Source organism: Deinococcus hopiensis KR-140 (assembly GCF_900176165.1).
Classification (GTDB): domain Bacteria; phylum Deinococcota; class Deinococci; order Deinococcales; family Deinococcaceae; genus Deinococcus; species Deinococcus hopiensis.
Window position 1 is genome coordinate 399,716 of the sequence record NZ_FWWU01000005.1, and the last position, 18,798, is coordinate 418,513.

The 18,798-nt window shown below is 63.1% G+C and carries 12 protein-coding genes and 2 pseudogenes; 11 read left to right on the plus strand and 3 right to left on the minus strand.

Annotated elements, in window-relative coordinates; translation table 11 throughout:
- Nucleotides 1–140 precede the first annotated feature (140 nt).
- From B9A95_RS36840 to B9A95_RS06775, 5 genes and pseudogenes are all read left to right on the plus strand, one after another.
- Complete coding sequence (locus B9A95_RS36840) at nucleotides 141–362, plus strand: 2'-5' RNA ligase family protein (protein ID WP_425429916.1); 222 nt, start codon at nucleotides 141–143, stop codon at nucleotides 360–362.
- Nucleotides 353–670: a 2'-5' RNA ligase family protein gene (locus B9A95_RS36845; RefSeq protein ID WP_425429917.1), complete on the plus strand. Its 318-nt coding sequence runs from the start codon at nucleotides 353–355 to the stop codon at nucleotides 668–670. The genes B9A95_RS36840 and B9A95_RS36845 overlap by 10 nt, the downstream gene beginning before the upstream one ends.
- Before the next feature lie 347 nt (nucleotides 671–1,017).
- Nucleotides 1,018–1,722 (plus strand): annotated as a pseudogene (locus tag B9A95_RS06765) (transposase); the annotation flags it as partial.
- Between the two features lie 106 nt (nucleotides 1,723–1,828).
- On the plus strand, nucleotides 1,829–3,124 hold the full coding sequence (locus B9A95_RS06770; RefSeq protein ID WP_170928483.1) for an IS4 family transposase: 1,296 nt from the start codon (nucleotides 1,829–1,831) through the stop codon (nucleotides 3,122–3,124).
- A gap of 21 nt (nucleotides 3,125–3,145) precedes the next feature.
- Nucleotides 3,146–3,538 (plus strand): annotated as a pseudogene (locus B9A95_RS06775) (transposase); the annotation flags it as partial.
- A 276-nt stretch (nucleotides 3,539–3,814) separates the two neighbouring features.
- Here the strand turns inward: B9A95_RS06775 and B9A95_RS06780 are convergent.
- The 3 genes from B9A95_RS06780 to B9A95_RS06795 all read right to left on the minus strand — a co-directional run bounded on the left by B9A95_RS06780 (nucleotide 3,815) and on the right by B9A95_RS06795 (nucleotide 6,955).
- Nucleotides 3,815–4,066, minus strand: coding sequence for a hypothetical protein (locus B9A95_RS06780; protein ID WP_139806539.1), 252 nt, complete (start codon nucleotides 4,064–4,066; stop codon nucleotides 3,815–3,817).
- An 891-nt stretch (nucleotides 4,067–4,957) separates the two neighbouring features.
- Nucleotides 4,958–5,485, minus strand: a complete 528-nt coding sequence (locus tag B9A95_RS06790; protein WP_084046168.1) for a very short patch repair endonuclease — start codon at nucleotides 5,483–5,485, stop codon at nucleotides 4,958–4,960.
- A gap of 12 nt (nucleotides 5,486–5,497) precedes the next feature.
- The gene (locus B9A95_RS06795; protein WP_084046169.1) at nucleotides 5,498–6,955 is read right to left on the minus strand and encodes a DNA cytosine methyltransferase; all 1,458 of its coding nucleotides are present in this window, start codon (nucleotides 6,953–6,955) and stop codon (nucleotides 5,498–5,500) included.
- A 165-nt stretch (nucleotides 6,956–7,120) separates the two neighbouring features.
- On the opposite strand from B9A95_RS06795, the gene dcm reads away from it, so the two are divergent.
- The 6 genes from dcm to B9A95_RS06825 are packed head-to-tail and all read left to right on the plus strand — an operon-like array spanning nucleotide 7,121 to nucleotide 18,788.
- On the plus strand, nucleotides 7,121–9,250 hold the full coding sequence (gene dcm / locus B9A95_RS06800) for a DNA (cytosine-5-)-methyltransferase (RefSeq protein ID WP_084046170.1): 2,130 nt from the start codon (nucleotides 7,121–7,123) through the stop codon (nucleotides 9,248–9,250).
- 1 nt (nucleotide 9,251) lies between these two features.
- On the plus strand, nucleotides 9,252–10,763 hold the full coding sequence (locus tag B9A95_RS06805; RefSeq protein ID WP_084046193.1) for an ATP-binding protein: 1,512 nt from the start codon (nucleotides 9,252–9,254) through the stop codon (nucleotides 10,761–10,763).
- The gene (locus tag B9A95_RS06810) at nucleotides 10,760–13,456 is read left to right on the plus strand and encodes a Z1 domain-containing protein (protein WP_084046171.1); all 2,697 of its coding nucleotides are present in this window, start codon (nucleotides 10,760–10,762) and stop codon (nucleotides 13,454–13,456) included. Before B9A95_RS06805 ends, B9A95_RS06810 begins: the two co-directional genes overlap by 4 nt.
- Nucleotides 13,453–14,445: a PD-(D/E)XK motif protein gene (locus B9A95_RS06815; protein WP_084046172.1), complete on the plus strand. Its 993-nt coding sequence runs from the start codon at nucleotides 13,453–13,455 to the stop codon at nucleotides 14,443–14,445. Before B9A95_RS06810 ends, B9A95_RS06815 begins: the two co-directional genes overlap by 4 nt.
- A complete protein-coding gene (locus B9A95_RS06820) occupies nucleotides 14,432–16,501 on the plus strand; it encodes an AIPR family protein (RefSeq protein WP_084046173.1) in 2,070 nt (689 codons plus the stop codon). The genes B9A95_RS06815 and B9A95_RS06820 overlap by 14 nt, the downstream gene beginning before the upstream one ends.
- Before the next feature lie 28 nt (nucleotides 16,502–16,529).
- On the plus strand, nucleotides 16,530–18,788 hold the full coding sequence (locus tag B9A95_RS06825) for a HelD family protein (protein WP_139806540.1): 2,259 nt from the start codon (nucleotides 16,530–16,532) through the stop codon (nucleotides 18,786–18,788).
- Nucleotides 18,789–18,798: the final 10 nt, after the last annotated feature.

Here is an 18,798-nt window from a genome sequence, read left to right on the forward strand (position 1 = left end):
ATTTTTCGTGACTACTCAGCAGGTCCTGACGATGAAGTCAAGGACTCGGCGAACATCCCTTCTACGCCGCGGAACCGGCGCTGCCGATGATTCATTAGGATAAAAGGGTGAACAAGCCTCATCTGAGACGAGCCATTGCGGTGTTTCCCGAGCAACTGTCGGGCACGTTCATACATGAAGTACGACACCTCTACGATCCACTCGAACCCCTGATCCATCTGCACCTTACGGTTGTGTTCCCGTTCAATGATTCCACCCCAACTACGGAATTGGCTGCCCTTTTGCAAGCAAGATTGGCATCCTTCAGACCGTTGGATATCCATCCAGGCGAAGCTACGGCGCATGGCGAATACTGTTCCTAAACGTGGAGCGAGGTAACGATGAGCTAGTCGCACTTCATGATATGCTGTACTCACACCTATTCCCGGAGTATCTCAATCCGGAGTACACGTTCGTCCCACATATTACACTCGGCCGTGTCCCCGATCGAACAGCCCGATTGAGTGCTTTGAACTTCGCGCGCGCTATCTGCTGCCCACTTGAAGTACGTGCGAATCGGCTGACTCTGTACAGCCGTGAAGAGACAGGGGGCAAGCGCGGGTCGATGCACAGATCGGGCTTGGAGAACACAGAGCACTGGACGAATAGAGTAACTGCCGTATTCCAGTAATTACTTTGTACGAACTCGGCTCCTATGCTGACTAGTTGTAAAAAGGGTAAGGTAAAGCTATCGTAAATACTCACCACGAGAGCCACCCTCGTGGTGAGTATTTACGATTTTTCACTGGTCTGGTAAGCTCTAAGCGGCTTTGAGACCGAAATCGAGCGGTCCTGATGTAAGGCAGCAAATTCTTCAAATCGAGCGTCAAGACACAGACCAAATAAAATACGGCGGGCATACAACGCGTTGTATGCCCGCCGTTGGGCGTCCTCCAGCCGAGACCTCAGTACCTGACAGGTTGATGTAAATGTCGTCTAGGACGTAGAAAAACCAGAAAAAGGGCGGCAAATGGAGGTGTGATCCGTCCCAGTGCCGCCCTTTCGCATGTTGACACGTTCGCCGCGTACCTCAAAGAACGCCTCCCGCATCACCGTTCCGACACCCTCCGTCGCCTGACGGAGGTCCTGTTCGGCATCCTTCAGGCCGAGTCCACGCTGCACCGTAAGATCGCCGTTCATATCCACCGTGACGCGACGCCGAGCTCCATTCTCCGCCTAGTCGCTCGGACGTTCCACGAAACGGACCTCACGCCAGCAGGACGTCCGTGACGTCCTGCTTCCACTGCTCCCGACGGGCAAGCTCACCTTCGTTCTGGACCGCACGAACTGGAAGTTGGGTCAGCGCGACCTCAATCTCCTGGTGCTAGGCGTTGCCCTCGGGGATGTGGTCCTCCCCCTCATGTGGAAGGTGTTGCCGCACGGCGGTAACAGTGACATGCGGGTCCGGATGCTCCTGGTCGGTCTGCTTCTGAAGCGTCTTCCCGCTCGACGTTGGGCGGTCCTGATCGCCGACCGGGAGTTCGTCGGGCAGGAGTGGTTCAGTTTTTTGCGAGCGAGGCAGATCAAGCGATGTATCCGTATCCGGGAAACACTGTATTGGACGAAGATCCTGCACGCCACTACTTCCAGAATCTCAAGCCGGGAGAGGTTCGTGAACTGCTCGAACGGGTCTGGGTGTACGGCAGTTGGATGCGCGTAGTGGCGACGCTCTCCCCACAGGGCTCAGTGATGCACGGAAGTCCCTCATGATGGGATGTATGTCTCTGGAGAGCCCTTTGGGCGTGGGATCGGCTTTCGTGACCAGCGCCTGGAGAGTGCGGCCTGCCGTTTGATCGATGCATTACACCGCTTCACGACGAGCACGCTGAGCCGACTGGCTCACAACCGCGCAGAGCAGGTGATGTTTTCGCGCTTTCTGCACAACCGTCATGTCCATCTTGATCAGTTGATCTACGGCGCCACCCAGGCGGGCCGGGCACGTGTTCAGCGTGCTGAACACGCTCATCTGCTGGTCTGCAGTGACACGACGGAGATCAACGTCAAGGGGACTCAAGGCGACCGTCAGGGGAACGCGCTAGGGGTCACAGGGAACAACAACGACCCTGGCTTCTTCATCCACGCGGGTTTGGCGTTGGACGCAGACCAGGGTCGTCCTCTCGGCTGCGTTTCCCTTCAACTGTGGACCCGGGGCGGATGGGTAGATCGGGAGACGCCCGAGTCGGAGAAATGGTTCAAGGTCACCCGCGATGTCCAGGGTTTGGCACCGCGTATCACCCTGATTCATGACCGCGAGGGTGACATCTACGATCTGTGGGTCCAGGTGAGGCAGCGAGGAGCTCAGATGATCACACGCGCACGACAAGATCGTGCGCTCATCCCAGAGGGTCCCGGGGACCAAACGCGGCTGTGGGCGAAGCTAGAACAGGCACCACGGCAAGGCTGTTTCGCGCTAAGCATCAGGGCGGACCAGAAGAAGAGACGTGCCGCACGGAAGAGTCAGATGGAACTGCGCTTTACAGCGGTATCGCTCCGCTCCCGGGGCGACCAGCGTAAAAGACCATCCGGGGAACGCGTGAAGGTGAACGCCATTGAGGTCCGGGAACGGGCAGAGGATGTTCCTCCAGGAGAACAACCGGTGGTGTGGCGCTTACTGACCAGCCATCCGGTCACAACCGTGGAGCAAGCATTGCAGATCGTGCAGTGGTATCTGTTCCGCTGGCGATCAGAGGACACCTTTAGCGCCTTGAAAACGCGTTGCGTCGATGTGGAGGCCAGCCGCTTGGAAAGCGGTCTGGCCCTGATGAAACTGGCCGTCATGAGCCTCTGGAGTGCCGCCAAAATGACCGAACTCGTCAAGCATCGTGATGACACCAACACGGACGCCCGCGAGTTCTTCCTCTTGGAAGAACTCGTGTGTCTCCAGGAGCTCTTACCCCTATACGAGGGGAAAACGCAGCGGCAGCAAAATCCCTACCCAGTGCGGAGCATCGCTTGGGCCATCTGGATTGTGGCTCGCCTCGGACATTGGCATGGCTCAGGGCAGCCAGGTCTTCAAATCGTTCGTAGAGGTCTGGAACGCTTCGACGCGATCTTTCTGGGATGGAACATCAACCACCGAAGATGAGGGACTTCCGTGCATCACTGAGCGCCCCTGGGAGAGCGCCTCCTCGTCGCCTCGGATTTGTCCCTCTGGAACACACTGACGACCTATCGTTTGAGGTGGGGCATCGAATGTGCGTTCTCAGCCATGAAAACTCGGGGTTTGAACCTCGAGCAGACCCACATGACCCAGCCAGATCGCCTCTCCCGCCTCTTTGGGCTGCTCAGCTTGGCACTGGCCTGGATGGTCCGCGTTGGGGCATGGCGGGCGGGGCAGCAGCCTATATCTACCAAGAAGCATGCTCGCCCGGCGATCAGCCGGGCGAGCTACGGGCGGGAACTCCTGTGCCCTGCCCTTCGGTGGGGAAAAACCACGTTCTACACGTACCTTGACCTGCTTAAGTCCCCTTTTCCCGCTCCTGAACGGCAAAAAACCTAACATGTCAGGTACTGAGAGCCGAGACACCACGTTGCGTCTTCCTCCAGCAGCCTGAAGTGTTTCTGCCCGAACGAGGCTCACCATTGGGAAGGCGACATTCCAGTGAGCTTCCAGCGCTGTCGTGTCTCGAAGTTGGCAGGTCTTCAACCCTGCAGGTTACTTGGCATCGCGGAAGACGAATTCCATCTCGAAGCGGGCACTGTACATTGCCTACACTTCCTCAGCCGTCATCGTGGTGTCAGAACTGCACAATACCGCGTACGCTTTGACCTGCCCCTAGTGATTCAGTCGGTGCATGACCACCACGCGTGGATCGCGCTCGAAGTGTGGTGCGTACAGAACGCACGGCAGTACCCGTTCCCGCTCTTGGGCAGTAACCAGTATCCAGCGCTCAAAGTCTACTTTGCCGTCTAATTTCTGTTTTGGTCCGCGCCGTTTGGGATGCACGCCCTCGAAGCGGTCGCACAGGTTGGCATTGCGTTGCAGCGTGGTGACCAGGGGCAGACCGTAGCCCGTCACGATCTGCATGAACGTGGTCCTGGCTGACTGACTGTCAGCAATGACAGCGCGAATCTTCGTTTTGAGTCCCTGGGGCAATGCCTCAAACGTGGCGTTGAGATGCCGCTGGTACTGCGACAGTCGGTCTGCCTCCTGGGCCTTGGGATGCGTTTGACGAATGTCCAGGGGAAAAGCGTGTCATACGCAATAAAAGTGATTCCTGTATATGACTAGATGTATGACGAGGATACAGATCACGTCTAGGACGACTTAAATAGATATGACTCTCATAACCATACGAGTGAGAATCATTATTATTCCGTATCAGTGGGGAACATCAATCAAGGTGCAGCAGGAGAGTTTCAGACCGTGTTCTGCTCGGCTGGCACTCCCGTTCCAGAACGAACCACGCTGTGTCTGCATTAGGGAGAAAGGTCGCGTCCATCCCGAGGATGGACGTCTGTTCGAAGAGGCGCTGATCCAGCAACTGCTGGATCAGCGCTGTATGGAGTGCACACCAGGGCCAGGTTCGGCGGAACCAACTCCGTAACGTCTTCTCGTTCCAGCCACTGTAACGTGCCAATTTGGTGGCATTGACCTGCTCAGGCATGGCGAGACACACCGTGGGTGGAGCGTGTAGGCAGTAGCGTTGAACTGCTCGGAGTATCACCTGATGGAGCAGGCTTTGTAGGATAGTCATGGGTCTTCCTTTCGCTGGTGTCGCAACTTCAGCTTACGGAGGACCCCTTGTCCTTCAAAAACTTACCGGACCATTGATTTTGGGCTTTTCTGGACTCTCACGAACTCAGCTCTTTCCAGAAAAGAACGCAGATTGGCGCTACAACGATTCAATGTAGGAGGAGGGAACATGGGAGATGTAAGTATACCAAAGGTCTTACACAATAAAACAGCTGAAAGCTTTCAGGGAGCCTTAGCCCATTTACGGGTGGTTCGGTGCCGCACCACGACGTCAGTCTGCTCAGGGTTCCGAACATTGCGCTGCACGCGGCGTTCCAGGTTGCCGGTTTCGTCGAGCACCTCCACTTCGACGACATGCATGGAGGGCTCCAGAGTACCGGAACCCTCGGTCAGGCCCGCCCGGACCCGCTCGACGACGGAGGCCAGCTGTTCGTGCACCTCATGTTCCCAGACCCGCACCACCGTCCAGCCGTCCTGCTCGAGGGCCACAGTCTGACGGTGGTCACGCTCGAAGTTCTGCAGCAGCTTCTGGGCCCAGAAGGCATTGTTCGACCGGGGCCGCACGTAGTGCTCCGGGCAGCCATGCCAGAAGCAACCGTCAATGAAGACGGCCACCCGAGCACCCGGAAAGACCACGTCCGGCCGGCCATGGGGCGTTCGGACGTGAAGCCGGTAGCGCAGACCGGCCAGCCACAGGGCCCGGCGCAGCAGCAGTTCCGGCTTGGTGTTTTTCGAGGGTGAGTTCGGCATATTCGGCGCCGGCTAGTCGGCCGCGACCACATCCGCCTGACGCCGCACAGCTGCCATCAGCGTATCGCGGATGGTGGTGGCCAGCGCCCGTGACATCAGGGGGGGGACGGCATTGCCAATCTGGCGGAAGGCGGCACCCATGGAGCCGTGGAACAGGAACGCGTCCGGGAATGACTGCAGCCGGGCTGCCTCACGGACCGTGATGGTGCGCGCCTGAGAGCTGTCGTAGTGGATATGGCTGTAGCCGTCCTTGCTCAGGTGCGCCTGCAGGGTGTGGGAAGGCTGATTGCGCTGCAGCTTCTGCCACTTGTTGGAAAAGCTGTCCACGGGATAGGGAGGTACATACGCCTTCCTGATCACGGCATACTCGTCCGTTCCCTCCCGGGGTGCACCTTCTCCCAGGCGGGCCAGCTCCTTGTGGAACAGCTCGATGGCCAGCTCGTGGGCCCGGGGATATAGGGCGCCCTCCGGCATGGCCTCGAAGATGCGCCAATCCCGCTTCAGGTAGCGGGTGATGTGACGCCGGGCGCCGGACTCCAGTGTAGTGCGCAGCCACTGACGCATCTCCAGCGCGTAGCTGCTGGGAGACTCACCCGTATAGGGGTAGCTCTGCTCGTCCACTTGGGCTCGTGAATCGGAGCCACGAAAGGGAGGCAGGTCCCGCAGCGCCTCGCCCACAGTCACAGCCGGCAGCAGATCGGACTCCGGCACCGCTGGAGGATCCATGTAATGCCCTGAGTTCTGGAACAGGTCACGCTGGCGAAGCATCCCGATCCGGCTGACCCTGTCACGGTACCCCTCTGGTAGGAGGTGACTCCGCGTGGGAGGGGGAAACACCACAGGGGTCTCCAGCCGCTGGTGATAGGCCAGCAGGAACATGCGCTTGCGCATCTGCGGCACTCCGTAGTGCACGGCGTTCAGCAGGGTGTAGCGCACCTCGTAGCCCTGACCGATCAGGTCGTGGGCAATCTCCTCCGCAACGTTCCGTCCCCCGTAGTTCAGGATGTCCGGCACATTCTCCATCACGATCACTAACGGCTGAAAGCGGCGCACATACCGCAGGTACTCCTCATACAGCTGCGCGCGCGGATCATTGCGGAATTCTCCGTCCGCCCTGACCGACCGCAGTTTGGCCCGTCCGATGCGGGCAAAGGCTTGGCAGGGCGGGCCGCCTATGATGACGTCCACGGCCAGCTCCGGCGTTCCCAGGTCCAGGTCGGCCGCCAAGGCGTCCGGGGAGGTGGCGGTGATGTCGCGGCTGACGGCGTGGGCAGCGCTCCCGGCATGGAAGTTGGCTGCGTGGGATGCGGCGGCGTCCGGATCGAACTCCACGGCGCCCCGAAGATCGAAGCCGGCCGCGTGGAAGCCCAGCGAGAACCCACCACACCCGCTGAACAGGTCAAGCAGGCGGGGCGCATTGTCCGGCTGGGACAGGCGGTCGATCTTCCATTGGATGGGGTCGTGGGTCATGATGGGTCCGGGCAGCGCCGCTGCCTATTATCCCGGACAGCCGAACAGAAATTCCAGTCTGGCACGCTCCGTATTCGCCCGGGGTCCTGACGCCGGTTCTCTTGTTGCAGGACAGGTAGGAGAGGTTCCAAAGCGCTTTTCAAACAGTTCTATAATCAGACGTTCATGACTCTCAATGATGTCAAACCTCCGCTGGCCAGTTCGAGCCCTGAGCAGCTGGCAGAGGAGGGTCAGCCCTCACACGGGGTGGCCCTCTGGCGCCGCAGGAAGCACTTCTCGTCGGTGCACACCAGGTGGCGGCGCGACACCGCACCTCTGATTGAGCAGTTGCGTGAGCAGATGATCCGGGTGGCACCGGGCGCGACCCAGGTACAGCTGCGTGATCTCCTGGACGAGGAGGCGTCGCGGCTGCAGGTCATCGGCCGGGTCCTACAGCTCGTTCATCCACCCGCCTCCGAGACTCATCGTCTGTCCGGTCTGGACCTGCTGGTGTTCGCTGTGCTGGAGGATGCATCCGACGCGAAGCGGGCGCGCGGGGCCCTGAGGCAGCTGAGACAGGCCGCTCCCTCGTGGGCAGACCTTGCCGGTCTGCCCAGAGCCGAGGTGGCCGCCCTGCTTCAGGGGGCCGGTGTGGCTCCCTTCTGGGCAGGCGTGCTTCTCGAACTGCTGTCACAGGTCCAGCAGTGGTGTGGCGGTATGACGCTGGAGCCTCTCCGCGCCTCGACCCCAGTGGCCGCGCTGCTCTGGCTCACTGGTCTGCCGGGCGTGACCAAGCAGACGGCCCTTCATGTTCTGCTGCAGGAGCGCACGGACAGCCCCATGCCGGCGGAGGCAGCACCCATGCGGGTCCTAGGGCGACTGGGCATCCTCAATGACGCTGGCCTCCAGGATCCCCTCGACGTTGAGACGCTCAGAAGCCTGGTGCCCCCCGATCTGCGCCGGGAGCTGCACCGCACCCTGACCGCCCACGCCGAGGAGATCTGTACCCCCCGAACACCCCGCTGCGGGGACTGTGCGGTCAACCGCTTCTGCAGGGCTTGGCGTGCCCAGCAGGTGGAGTTGGCCGCCCGGTCGGCTCGCCCCACCATGGTGGACCTCTTCTGTGGAGCGGGAGGCCTGTCCGAGGGCTTCCGGCAGGCTGGCTTCCGAACGGTCTTCGCGATTGATCAGAATCCAGTGGCAATCCGCAGCTTCCGGCTCAACCACCCCGAGGTTCCGTCCGAACAGGTGGTCTGCGATGACCTGCGAAACTTCCGGGACGATGCTCGGCGGATCCTGGATGCGCTGGGGGGCCAGCAGGTGGACGTACTGGTCGGTGGCCCCCCCTGCCAGGGCTTTTCCCGGGCGGGCTGGCGCTCGCGCACGTCCACCCGTCAGGTTCAGGCGACAGCCGACGACCGCAATTATCTGTTTGAGGAACTGATCGGCCTGCTGGAGGTGCTGCGTCCCCGGGTCGTGATCATGGAGAATGTCCCCGGGATCGGCGAGGTCCGGTTTCCCGATGGCACCTCCTTCTTGGAGGTGACGGTGGAGGCCATGCGGTCGCTTGGCTATGACAGCACCGTCTGGACCCTTGACGCCGCCACGTACGGGGTGCCCCAGCACCGGGTGAGGCGCATCATCGTAGGCTCGAGGGTGGGGCCCGTGCCGCCCCCACCCACCCCGACCCACCGGGCCGTCTCGAATCAGTACCGTGCGACCGTGCAGCCCACCGGCGAACACCTCCGGCCACCAGTGACCGTGGCAGAGGCGATCGGTGACCTGCCGCCTCTGCTGGCCTCCGCCGGGCAATGGATTGACCGCCCACGGCATAGGGTGGGCCGGAGGCGCACGAAGGGCTACAGCGGTGAGATGGCCCACCCGCTGAATCTGCTGTTCTCCCACGTCACGCGCTACCACAACGACCTGGACTTGAGGCGCTACGCCACCATGCGTCCGGGAGACAACTACTTGGCGCTGCTCCGGCGCGACCACACCTTGGAGAACTACCGCAGGGACGGCTTCGAGGACAAATACTTCCGCCTCGCCCCGGACCGGCCCAGCAAGACCATCGTGGCCCACCTCCAGAAGGACGGCAACAGCTTCATCCACCCGGATCAGCACCGGTCGATCAGCGTCCGCGAGGCGGCCCGACTGCAGTCCTTCTCCGACGAGTACATCTTCACCGGCAGTCGGAGTGACCAGTTTCTGCAGATTGGAAACGCGGTTCCGCCTCTGATGGCGCGAACGATCGCCCACACCCTGATGGCCCATCTGGACGCCACGGCTGAGACGGATGGCGACCCGGCGGCGTGAGATGACCCGACCGGACGCCTCCCCAGCCCCCCGCTATGACCGGGCCGAACCCCACGCCTCGGCCCTGATCGAGTCCCTGCGGGCGTTTGGCTATACACCTCAGGCCGCCGCTGCGGACATCATCGACAACGCCGTCTCCGCGCAGGCCCGCACCATTCGCCTGAACTTTCAGTGGAATGGGGAGCACAGCAGCGTCTCGTTTCTGGACGACGGCACCGGTATGACGGCGCCCGAGCTGGTCGAGGCCATGCGCCCCGGAGGCCGCGGGCCACTGGACGCCCGGGCCGCCCATGACCTGGGCCGATTCGGCCTCGGCCTGAAGACCGCCTCCTTCTCACAGTGCCGCCGCCTGACGGTAGCCACCCGCCGGGCCGGCGGCGCCGTGGTGATCCGGCGCTGGGACTTGGACTATGTCGGACAGATGGGGGAGTGGCGCCTGCTGCACGACGCGCACCCCGGATCCGAGTCGTTGCTTGAGCCGCTCCGGCAGCTGCCGCATGGGACGATGGTCCTCTGGGAGCAGCTCGATCGCCTGGCCGGTGGCTCCGCCAGAACCGATGCTCGCGCCCACAAACGCTTCCTGGCCATGACCGACACGGTGGAGAACCATCTGGGCATGGTCTTTCACCGCTTCCTGGAGGGGCGCGGTCGGCTACAGATGTTCGTCAATGGCCAGCCTGTGCTCCCCTGGGATCCGTTTCTGTGCCGTCACCGCGACACCCAGTATCTGCCCCCTGAGGGCCTGCGGCATCACGGCCACCCGGTGTCCATCGAACCCTTTGTGCTGCCGCACCGCTCGCGCCTGTCGGCCGATGAATACACCGCGGCCGCCGGGCCGGGCGGTTGGAACGCCCAGCAGGGCTTCTACGTGTACCGCAATGACCGCATTCTGGTGGCCGGCCACTGGCTGGGGCTCGGCTTCCAGAAGGATGAGCACTACCGGCTCGCCCGAATCCGGGTGGACATTCCCAGCGCGCTGGACGCGGCGTGGGATATCGATGTGCGCAAGTCGCGGGCGCGGCCGCCAGGCAGCCTGCGCGAGGACTTCGTCCGAATTGCCCGGCTGACCCGGGAGCGGGCCGTGGAGGTGTACCGCCGCAAGGGCCGGCCGGCCGGCCGATCCACGGCCACCTCCGCGCCAACCGCGCTCTGGGAGGCCCGGGTGGGTGCTTCGCGCACCGACTACGTTATCAACCGCGACCATCCCCTCGTGACGGCCGTGGCGGCTCGCCTGGGCCCTGACGCTGCGGCCCTACGCGCCCTGCTCGGGCTGCTGGAGCGGACCGTTCCAGTGGAGCGCATCTGGCTGGACGTGGCCGAACATCCCGACCAGCCCACCCGGCCCTTCGAGGGCATCGACCCTGCCGAGATCGAGTCGCTGGCCCGGGACGTATACCAGACGCTGCGGGCCAGCGGGCTCGATCAGGAAGCTGCCAGAAGACGCCTTGAGGCCATGCCGTTTGGTGAGCGTCCTGACATCGTGACCCGAGTGCTTCAGGAGGAGAGGAAATGACCACCACCGAACTGAGGCAGGCTCTGGACATTGCCCGTGTTCTGCTGAGAGACCGTGATCCCGTCACAAGTGAGGACCTTACCGGTGCCATTGAGCGCGCCGCGGTGCTGTATCCGGGTGTCTCGAGACAGCTGCTGCTCGATGAACTGGAGCGCAGCTTCAACGTCTGGGTAGGCCCGGGGACAAACATCGAGAACAATGAGGACCACATTCCCTGGCTCGAGGCGCGCCGGGCAGAGATTCGCTGGGACTTCTGGAGGCGCTACGAGCTGTACCTGGAGCAGGAGGTGGGCCTGCCTCCCAGCGTGATCAGCAACCTCGACCGGCTGACGGACGATGTGCTGGGCCGGCTGGAGGATCCCGCCAGGCGCCCCGGGCCCTGGGACCGGCGGGGCATGGTGGTCGGTCACGTGCAGTCCGGGAAGACCAGCAACTACACCGCGTTGATCTGCAAGGCCGCCGACGCCGGCTACAAGTTGATCATCGTCCTGGCGGGGCGTCACAACAGCCTGCGCAGTCAGACCCAGCTGCGGATTGACGAGGGTTTTCTCGGCTATGACACCCAGGTCAACCGGGCCATTCGCGAGGGGCACAAGCGCATCGGGGTGGGGGCTCTGCGCGGCGTGGCGCATCCACACGCGGACTCGCTCACCACAAGTGCGGACAATGGTGATTTCCTGACCAGGGAGGCCGCACGATTCGCCGGTCACCTCGGCAATATTCCCATCATCCTGGTCGTCAAGAAGGTGAAATCGATCCTGGAGAGCTTGAACAACTGGTGTGCGGCCCAAGAGGCCGGTCGAAGCCTGCCGCTGCTGGTGATCGATGACGAGGCGGACGACGCGTCGATCAACACCCGCGCCATCCCCCTCGATGAGGATGGCCGGGTGGATCCGGACCATGACGTCACGGCCATCAACGGCTCCATCCGGAAACTGCTGCATTCATTTGACCAGAGCGCGTACGTGGCCTACACGGCCACCCCTTTTGCCAACATCTTCATCCAGGCAGGCGTGAATTCGGAGCGCCATGGGGAGGACCTGTTTCCCCGCAGCTTCATTACCAACCTGCCAGCGCCCTCAAATTATGTGGGTCCAGCCCGGGTGTTCGGGGTTGGTGACGGTGCCGAGCCGCTGAACATGGTCAGGCCGGCCACCGGCTGGCGGGAGTGGATGCCCGACCAGCACAAGAAGGACCACCGGCCCGGAGAGCTGCCGGCCAGCCTGAAGGAGGCGGTCCGGACCTTTGTGCTGTCGTGCGCCGCCCGGTACGCTCGGGGGCAGACCACCGTGCACAACTCCATGCTGGTTCACGTCACGCGCTTCACCGCGGTGCAGAACCGGGTGGCCGAGCAGCTGCAGGACGAACTCGACTTTCTGGTTCGTCGAATCCGGCGCGGGGATGAGCACGCGCAACTGTCCATTCGGGACGAGCTTCAGGCCTTGTGGATGCGGGATTTCGTCCCCGGACTGGAACAGCCGCTGGGCTGGGACGCCGTCCACGCGGCGCTCCTGCCTGCGGCAGACAAGATCCGGGTGAAGACGATCAACGGGACCGCGGCCGACACGCTGGAGTACTACGAGAAGCGAAACGTGGGTGTCAGCGTGATTGCGGTCGGGGGAGACAAGCTCTCCCGCGGCCTGACGCTCGAGGGCCTGAGCGTCAGCTACTACCTGCGCGCCTCACGGATGTACGACACCCTGATGCAGATGGGCCGCTGGTTCGGCTACCGGCCCGGCTATCTGGACCTGTGCCGGCTCTACACCACGCCCGATCTCATCGACTGGTACACCCATGTCACCTTCGCGAACGAGGAGCTCCGGCGGGAGTTTGATGACATGGCCGCGCGGGGCATGACGCCGCAGGACTATGGACTGCGGGTCCGGACCCATCCGGCGGGTTTGACCGTCACCGCGGTGAACAAGATGCGCTCAGGGACGAAGATGCGGGTGTCCTTCGCTGGGAGCATCAGTGAAACCGTGGGGTTCCATCGGGACGCGGCCCGGAATGCCCACAATCGACAAGCAATGGAGCGGTTCCTCCAGGGGCTGCCCGGACCGCGTCCCGAGGACACGCTACGCAACAGAGTGCTTTGGCGGAACGTGCCCGCCGCCGAGATCCTGACGCTCCTGGACAACCTCACCGTGCATGAGGGCTCCCGGCGGGCGCGTCCCGAGCTGCTGGCCCGGTACATCGAACAGCGGCAGCAGGACGGGGAACTGACGGACTGGACCGTGGCCCTGGTCTCGAACTCCACGCGCGTGGAGGGCACCCTGACCCTGGCCGGTCAGGAGGTGGGTTGGCTCAAACGTACGGCTATGGAATCGTCCGGTCCAGGCCAGATCCGCCTCCGCCGCCTGGTCAGTCCGACGGACGAGCAGATCGACCTGAACGCGGAGCAGCTCGAAGAGGCCCGGGAACTCACCCTCAGGAACTGGCAGCGAAGCAGCACCCGTACCTCCCGGTCAGAGCCCACTGTGCCCAGCGGCGAGGCGATCCGTTCCGTGCGAAAGAAACGCAATGGGCTGCTGCTGCTCTATCCGGTCAGAACATATGAGGAAGGGCCTGATGGCACGGCGCAGATCACCGAGGTCATGGGCTTTGCCATCAGCTTCCCGGACAGCCGACTGGCGCAGACGGTGGAGTACGTGGTCAACAACGTCTACTGGGAAACGGAGTTCATCGGCGCATGACAGTGACCAGCATCTGGCAGGACCTGCTGAGCCGCCCAGCCCCGGCGGCCGGCATTGTGCGGCGCCAGCTGGACACGGGCAGCACCGTTCATCTCTACGCCGGGGTGGAACACCCCCGGAGCACTCCCCTGCTGCTGTTGCGGACCCCCCGGGGAACCTGCAGAACGGTGGCTGCGCTGCCCCAGGCCGGCGGATTCGCGGTGCAATGGTCCACCTATCCGGGGGATGCGGAGCACGAGTGGCTGGTCGTGGCGTTGTTGGACACCGCCCACTTGGAGATCTTCGGGCGTCTGGCGGCGGACATCACAGCCTGGCTCGGGACCGCGGCAACCCCTAGGCAGGCCGCCCATGGCCTGCTGGAGCGGGTGAGGGAGTGGCAGGCCTTTCTGCGGCAGCGGGGCCAGAGCCTCGACGAATCGGCTCGTCAGGGTCTCTTCGGCGAACTGTGGCTGCTCCGGGATTGGCTGACCGATGGTCTGCCGGGGGATGGGCTGATCCCCGCCTGGCAGGGACCACAGGGGGCGGCCCAGGACTTCCGCCTGGCGCAGCTCCAAGTCGAGGTCAAGACCACAGGAACCACCTCAGCCCGGGTGAAGATTTCCAGTCCTGAGCAGCTGGAACCGTCGTCGGGCCGGCTGATGCTCGCCCGGGTGGTCCTTGACCGCTCGTCCGAGGGCACCACCCTGCCGGAGCTGGTCCACGCCGTACAGGGTCAGCTGAACAAGACTCTAGGCCAGCGGCTGATCTCCCTGCTGCGTCAGGTGGGCTATGACGACCGTGACGCCCCGCTCTACGAGGATATCCGCTACGTGGTGGTGCAGCTGCAGTTCTACGAGGTGGACGGCGCCTTCCCGAGACTTCCCCGCAGCCAGATTCCGGAGGGGATCACCGGCGTGCAGTACACCATCGATCTGTCCACCTGTTCTTCACACCTTCGTTCACAACACGACCTGCGTCGCTGGCTGGGAGAACATTTTGAGCACCTCTGACCTCGAACTCTTTGTCACCGACCTCCATCAGGAGATTCACGACCGGGCCAACCGCGACGACGGCGAGGGAGTGATGGGCTTTCAGCAGGAGGAGTTCACCGCTTGGTGCCTGGAGCAGCTCTCGGATCCCGAGGTGGGGGAGATCGTCGACTGGCAGCTGTCCTATCACGCGGGCTACGGCGTCTTGGTCTACGGGTATGGCGTCAACGAGGAGGATGGGGTACTGGACCTGTTCACCACCATCTACACCCAGGCCCAGCCCCCCGAACGGGTCGGCAAGGAGGAGGTCGACACCGCCTTCAAACGCCTGCAGACATTCGCCCAGAAGGCCCTGGATGGCCTGCACACCAGCATGGATGATGCGTCGCCCGCGCATGACATGTGCCTACGCATCTTTGAGAGCCGGCCACTGATCCGCCGGGTGCGATTCTTCCTCTTCACCGACGGCCGCACGACCGTGAAGAGCCGGGACAAGGGGCGACTGGGTGACCTTGAGTGCTCCTTTCATGTCTGGGATATCGAGCGGCTTCACCGCAACACCACCTCAGGGCAGGAGATCGATCCCATCGTAGTGGACTTCAGCCGCTACGGCGAACCGGTGCCCTGCCTGCGGGCGCCGGAACCCCTAAAACTGATGCCCGACGGCTACGAGGCCTGCCTTGCGATCTTCCCCGGCCAGGTGCTGGCCCGTATCTTCGAGGACCACGGCGCGCGGCTGCTGGAGCGGAACGTGCGGGCCTTTCTTCAGGTGAAGGGGCAGATCAACAAGGGCATCCGCGACACGATCATCAGGAAGCCGGTGCACTTCCTGGCCTACAACAACGGCATCTCCGCCACCGCCGCGTCCATTGAGTATGTGATGCTCCCCGGCGGTCAGCTGGCCATTTCCCAGATTCACGACCTGCAGATCGTGAACGGCGGCCAGACCACGGCCTCGCTCTTCCATGCGCTCCAGGACAAATGTTCACTGGATGGAATCTACGTCCAGGCCAAGCTGACGATCGTCAGTCCCGAACGCATGGCCGGCATGGTCCCCCTCATCTCGAAGTACGCCAACAGCCAGAACAAGGTCAGTGACGCCGACCTCGCGGCGAACGACGAGTTCCACGTGAACATTGAGAAGCTCTCCCGCATCACCTGGGCGCCGGCGGCGCCCGACAGCTTCAAGGAGACGCGGTGGTTCTATGAGCGGGCCCGGGGTCAGTACCCCGATGAGAAAACTCGCGCCCGGCGGGCCGGTGTCAGCGCGCTGAAGAAATTCGTCGACACCTATCCGCTGCAGCAGCGCTTCACCAAGACCGATGTCGCCAAATACATCAACGCCTGGGAACAGCTGCCCCATATCGTCAGTCTCGGCGCCCAGAAGAACTTCAACCACCTTGGCGCCCGTATGGACAAGGGCGAGCGGGTGCAGGTGACCGCCCACTACTACCAGCACCTCGTGGCGAAGGGCATCCTGTTCCGGGAGACCGAGAAGATCGTTCAGGCCCAGCGGTTTGGAGGCTTCCGGGCGAACATCGTGGCCTATGCCCTGGCCCTGCTCTCCCACACAACTGGACGCCGCGTGGATCTCGACGCCATCTGGAGACGGCAGAGCCTCTCGCCCGCACTCCGGGAGGCGATCGAGATCCTGAGCCACGCGGTGCATGCCGTCATCATGGATCCAAAGGTCGGCACCAACATCGGCGAGTGGGCCAAGAAGGAACAGTGCTGGCAGCTGGTTCGGCAGCTGAAGGTCCCCCTGCCCGACGAGCTGGAAGCCGATCTCGCTGCCTGGAAGGACACTGAGGCCCCTACGCCGACGACCCGCGCGGCCAGTGGGGCGACCAGTGACGATCCCCGAGTGGCCGAGGTGATGGGCGTGCCCTCCGAGACGTGGAGTCACCTTGCGAAATGGATGCGGCGAACCGGGAAGATGGACCTCGTCTATCTCACCATGGTCTCCAATCTCGCCTCGACTGCGAGGCGACGCACGGTGCCCACGCAGCGCCAGGCGGAGACCGGTCTGATTCTGCTGGAGGAGGCCCGCGCCCTGGGCTTCAGGGATCCCTCCTAGGCTCCATTTCCTCTGAGAGGTGCAGGCCATGACCCACAGCCGCCATCCCGAGCATGAGACCGAGGCCCTGCGCCTCGAACGCGCCGTTGAGGCCATGGAGGCGGCGCTGCGGCATCGCGCCGAGCACTGGTTCGAGGCGGGCGCGACCCCCTATAGCAACCGGGTCCTGAACCGGGGGCTGCGTGTCGACCTGCTCGAGACGCTGGAGAACCACCGGGACAAACCCTATTTCGGCCGGCTGGACTTCCGCGATCACCTCGGGCGGAGCCGTAGCGTCTACTTCGGGTATGCCCACCTCGACGTGCCGCATGGGACAGTGCTGGACTGGCGCTGCGACCTCTACACGCTCTTTGTGTCGGGAACGGCCAGGAGGCAGTCCTACCGGGTGCGGCACACTGGCGTCACCCATACCGTCGAGCTGAGCCTTAAGCGCCGTCTGGACATCCAGGCCCGCACACTCCGGAGCATTACCGATGATGTCGACTGGCGGGAGACGCCGATGTCAGGGCCTGCTGCTGCCCCAGTTCAGAAGCCCGCTGAGGCCTTCCTGATCAATCGCCTCGCTGAGCGCGGGGACCCGCGGCTGCAGACCATCGTGGAGACCCTCCAGGTGGACCAGGACGCCATCATTCGGGCGCCTGCCGCTGGTCTGCGGCTGGTCCATGGGGTGGCCGGGAGCGGCAAGACTTCCATTGCCTACCACCGGCTTGCCTATCTGCTGTACCAGGATCACAGCGAACGCCGGCGGGCGGAGGACGCCCTCGTGATCGGGCCCAACCGCCTGTTTTTGGGCTACGTTCGCGACCTTCTTCCTGACCTGGGGGTGCGCGGCGTGGTGCAGAACACCTTTGCCGACTGGGTGTGGCGCCGAATGGCTGAGACGAACCGCACCCTGCGGAGCCCCGAGATGGTGGTGCAGGGCCCGCCACTCTCCGGTGTGAATGGTCGCCTCAAGGGTCAGCTTCGATTCGGCACCCTGTTGGAACGGTACGTCGTGCAGCTGGAACAGCACCTGGAATTCCCAGCGCATCCGATCTCCTTTCCCATCACGGCGGAAGGGCACGAAGAACGCCTGGTGCTTACGCCGTTCGAGGTCCGGACCCTGCACCGGCTGGCCATGCAGGGGGGCAGCAGCACCGATGCGCGGCGCGAGCGGTTCCTGGACCTCGGCCGGGAACACCTTCGGAAGTGGTTCAGGAGCGCATTTTCCATCCGGCCGGATACGGAGGGGGCGCTGAGCAGCCTGACCCGCAGCGTCATAGCCCGGCTGGCCCGGGTCTGGCCCCGGCCTGATCTGTTGCGGGCCTATAACCAAGTTTTCGCCATGGATGTCCTCCAGCGGCATGGGGCTGACCTGTACTCCGCAGACGAGCTGACTCGCCTTGCCACCAGCGCGCCTGGCAGTGTCACAGGCGAGGAAGGCGCAGTGCGAATCGTGCTGGAACCCGCCGACCATGCGGGTCTGCACGTGCTCAACCGCGCCCTGTATGGGGAGACGGCCAGGTGGTACACCCACATCGTGGTAGATGAGGCCCAGGATCTGGCGCCGCTGGAACTGGAACAGTTACTGGCGTCCAGTCGACCCCTTTCGATGACTCTTGTGGGAGACACGGCCCAGAGCATTCACGCACACGGGGGAGTGGATGACTGGTCCGAACTGACGGCTCAGTTACCCCCGGACCAGGTGCATCTGCATGTGGTGCGCCGCAACTACCGGTCGACCCGGGAGATCGTTGGGTTTTGCAACGGAGTGCTCCGGGCGGTGCAGGGGGCCCGGGCCGTGCTCAGCGAACCAGTCGGGCGTTCGGGGCCCATTCCGCTCGTGCAGGCGATTTCCTCTCCAGCCCTCCTGGTCGAGGCAGTGATGGAGAGTCTCCAGAGTCTTCAGGCCCGCGGTCTACGCAACATTGCGGTGATTACCCGCGATCCTGCCGCTGCACGGGAGACGGCCACAGCGCTTAGGCGGCGCGAGATCAAATGTCGAGTTCTCGATGAGCAGGAAGGTGATGACTCAGCAGAACCGATCACTGGTGTGCTGGTCATTCCTGCTGCCTTGGCGAAAGGACTGGAGTTCGAGGGTGTGATCGTCCAGGATGCCAGTGAGTCAGCGTACCCAAGTGCGGATGTGCGGGCTGGCGCTCTGCTCTACGTTGCTGTGTCGCGGGCACTGCACATCCTACATATTCTGCATGTAGGGGTACGTTCAGGATTTCTACCTGAATCTCAACTGTACTTCGGGGATATTCAGGGCCCGCTGAATAATGCTGTACAGCACGAACAATACTGAAGGTGGACAC